This is a genomic window from Microbacterium sp. Kw_RZR3 (assembly GCF_029222405.1).
Classification (GTDB): domain Bacteria; phylum Actinomycetota; class Actinomycetes; order Actinomycetales; family Microbacteriaceae; genus Microbacterium.
The window spans coordinates 1-3,443 of record NZ_JARHXC010000292.1 but is presented as its reverse complement, the minus strand read 5'-3'; the positions used below and the strand labels follow the sequence as shown (position 1 = coordinate 3,443).

Genomic DNA, 3,443 nt, shown 5'->3' with positions numbered 1-3,443 from the left:
CACGCCCCGACCACCCTGCGCGATCTCCTAACGGCGAGGGAAGAAGCCCTCCCCAAATCTGTACAGGGGACGTGCGTGGTCACACCCCGCATCACCAGGAAAATGCTGGAAAGTGACGCCTGGAGGCAGACCCAGAACCTCACGCAGAGTGTCGACACACTCGAAACCCTCACACCCAGAGAGCGCGAAGTAGCCCACGCAATCTCTGAGGGCCTCACCAACCGCGAACTTGCTGAACGCTTCCAGCTGTCCGAGGCCACCATCAAGACCTACGTCAGTCGCATCCTTTCCAAGCTCCAGGCCCGCGACCGAGTAGAGATAGTTCTCCGTGTCCAGCGAGCCTCGCGGTGGAGATGAGGCTGGCCGATGGATCCCCCGCACAGCGGGATGCTAGTTCCCGCGCAGTGGGGTGACACCAGGGGCGCCCACAACGTAGCCCGAACTAGTGCGATTCACGCGCGAGCCCTCGCTGTGAAGTGACTCACCAACGACATTTATCGCCGCGAATACTGCGCCATAAAACGCCGCGTTTCACAGGGTCGGCGTCGACGTCGGCTGAGCCGCCCCGGAAACGATCAGTTTCGAGCGATTCCGGAAACCTACAAAGAGGACGCCGCCAGGACGGCCGTGGGTCGGGAGCGGTAGATTGGCCGGGTCCGGCGCGACGCGCCTACTCGGGAGGGTGCAATGGCTCTGATTCCACTCAACGACGGAGAGGCGCAGGGTCCTGCCGTTCTTGAAGCTCGCGATGTGCGTAAGGGGTTTCAGGTGCGTCGGGGAGAGACGCGCGACGTTCTACGTGGTGTGACGCTGCGCGTCGGGGCCGGGGAGCGGGTGGCGATCGTAGGTCCGTCCGGTTCCGGGAAATCCTCTTTGCTGTACTGCCTCGCTGGCCTCGATCCGGTGTCCTCTGGGTCGGTGGCGCTGTTCGGTCGCGATGTCGCGTCGATGAGCGGGGCTCATCTGGCGCGGGAGTATCGGGAACGAGTGGGCTTTGTGTTTCAGCAGTACAACCTGGTGTCGACGCTTTCTGGGTTTGAGAATGCCGTTCTGCCGATGCGGCTGAGCCGACGACGTGTCGCCGCTGACGTCGTACGGAGCGTCCTGGATCGGTTGGGGGTTGGCGATCGCGGGCGAGCCCTTCCGGGCACTATGTCGGGGGGCGAGCAGCAGCGCTTCGCCATCGCCCGTGCGTTGATCGCGCACCCACAGCTCGTTTTCGCTGATGAGCCAACCGGTGCTCTCGATAGCGAGAACGCGGATGCCGTCGTGGAGCACCTTGAGTCGTTGAGCTCGTCGGGAGCGGCGCTGGTCTACGTCACGCATGACCCTTCCCTCGCGGCTCGCGCCGACCGGGTGCTGGTCATGCGAGACGGCGTGCTCGCCGCCGAGCTGCGCGGAGCCGATGGCGCAGCCGTGCTTCGCGCCATGTCTGCCCCGCGAGCAGCCTGATGCTTCGCCTGATTCTCAGTGCCACCGTGAGGAACCCGCGCGTCAGCGTCGGCCCAGCGGTGTTGTTTCTCACCGCCGGTGCCCTCGCCGCGCTCGCCCTCACGGTCGTGTTCTCTGTCGCAGGGCCAGCGGGACAACTCGCTTTGCGCGATGCCCCCGAAGGGACCGGCGCTGTCGTCGCTCAGGTCGCGTTGTTCATGATGATCCTCGGCATTGGCGTCCCGATGATCTTCGTCACGTCCTCGGTTGCCGGTACATCTGTCGAACTCGACAGGAAACTCATCGCAACCTGGCGTCTCGCTGGGGCCGCGCCGGTACACGTTCGCCTTATCGTGCTGTGCCGGCTTCTCCTCGTCGCTGTCGTCTCATCTGCCGTCGGAGCCGCCGTGTCTCCGCTCCTCGCGCAGCCATCTCTCGATTTTCTCCTCCACGTCACGACGATCAGCGTTCCAATCGCCGCTGATGTGTCTATCGCGCCCATCGCCCTGGCCGTCGCCGTGGTTTCGACTCTCGCTATCCTCGGCGGACTCGCTCCTGCGGGTCGGGCTTCACGTATCCCTCCGCTGGAAGTGCTTCGCGCCGCTCAGGGACGGCCAGGACGCAGGATCGGCCGTTGGATATTGGGAGTAGTCGCCGCCCTGGCGACGGTAGGGATCGCGACATCTACAGCAGGCCAGCCCGATCCCGGTCCCGCTTCCACGACGGGACTGATCGCAGCTTTCGCAGCGGCCGCGGCAATCAGCATCCTCTCTCCGCTCGTTCTCGGACCGCTTCTCGGCCTGTGGACACGGGTCGTTCCGCCGAGCGCGTGGCCTGCGTGGTGGCTCGCGCGAATCAGAGCGACGCAGCGCCTGTCCGCTACCTCGTCGACTGTCGCGCCTCTGGCGATGGTGCTTGTGATCATGGGTGTGTACTTCAGCCTGTCCCGCACGTGGGAGATAGCCACCGGTCAAGCAGAACAAGCGGCCGTCAACGCCCAGCAGGGCCTTGTACTCTTCGCTCCCGGGGCGGTCATCGCCCTCGTTGGTGCAGCGACCGTCCTCTTTTCCGTGGTCGGCTACTCGCAGCGCGAGCAGCGCCAGTTGCGCTCCGTTGGAGCGAGCCCAGCGAACCTCGTCTTGGCGAGCCTCATCGAACCGCTCATGTATGTCGGAACAGCTCTTCTCGTCTCAGTCCCGGTCGTGTTCGGCATCACCGTCAGCTTCACGGCGGCGCTGAATCACGTTGGCCTGGTTGCGGCTCCGACCCTCCACGTCGAAGCGCTCCTAGGCGCTGCCGTTGCCGGCTACATCGTGACCGCCCTCGCCACCGCCCCCAGCACCGCCGCTGGAATTGCTCGCGTCCGACCCGCGCGCGCCGCTACCGCTCACTGAACGACCGTCCCGAAACTCTGTACCGAAACCACTTGTGCCGTTGGCGGGTTTCGATACGTGTGGATTTGCATCCAATCTGGCGGTGTTCTGCGCGCGTCAGTGGCGGGTCTTATCCGGTAACGAGGACACTGGCGGCGGCTTCGATGACATCGTCGGTGATGGTTTCGAGCTGGTTGATTCGTAGGACGCGTTGTATTTGGGGGAAGGGGCGTTCGAGGAGTCGGAAGTTGCCGCGTGTGATGCGTTCGATCGCGGCGATTGCTTGTGCGTCGGTGAAGTCATCAGCGTCGAGAGTTTTGCCGAGGCGTTTCCAGTGGCGGTCGAGGACAAAGAGGAGTTCGTCGCGGCCGAGGGCGCGGTAGCGGTGGGAGAAGCCGAGGCGGCTGTAGAGCTGGGGGTAGTGGCGGAAGCGCTGGTCGATACCGGGCATACCAATGAGGACGACTGCGATGTGGGTGCGGTCGTGGTGGTCACGGATCAACTCAAGGCCAGTGGGTGTCAGGCGTTCGGCCTCATCGATGATGATCAGCTCGGTCCATCGCATGACGTTGGTGGTTGAATCGGCCTGACTTTCGTTCCGTTCTTCAAGCAAGGATGGAAGACGATGAACAGGAAGTA

At 64.0% G+C, this 3,443-nt stretch carries 4 protein-coding genes; 3 read left to right on the top strand and 1 reads right to left on the bottom strand.

Annotation, left to right across the window (positions count from 1 at the left end; translation table 11 throughout):
* The 3 genes from P2P98_RS16345 to P2P98_RS16335 form a co-directional block, all read left to right on the top strand.
* Positions 1-357 (top strand): response regulator transcription factor (locus P2P98_RS16345; protein ID WP_275801306.1); only part of this gene is annotated, 357 nt, incomplete at its 5' end.
* A 330-nt stretch (positions 358-687) separates the two neighbouring features.
* Positions 688-1,452 (top strand): ABC transporter ATP-binding protein, encoded by a 765-nt coding sequence (locus P2P98_RS16340; protein ID WP_275801305.1) that lies wholly within the window; start codon positions 688-690, stop codon positions 1,450-1,452.
* Complete coding sequence (locus tag P2P98_RS16335) at positions 1,452-2,825, top strand: FtsX-like permease family protein (RefSeq protein WP_275801303.1); 1,374 nt, start codon at positions 1,452-1,454, stop codon at positions 2,823-2,825. The genes P2P98_RS16340 and P2P98_RS16335 overlap by 1 nt, the downstream gene beginning before the upstream one ends.
* Before the next feature lie 109 nt (positions 2,826-2,934).
* Here the strand turns inward: P2P98_RS16335 and P2P98_RS16330 are convergent.
* The coding region (locus tag P2P98_RS16330; RefSeq protein WP_275801301.1) for an AAA family ATPase at positions 2,935-3,443 on the bottom strand (509 nt) is incomplete at its 5' end.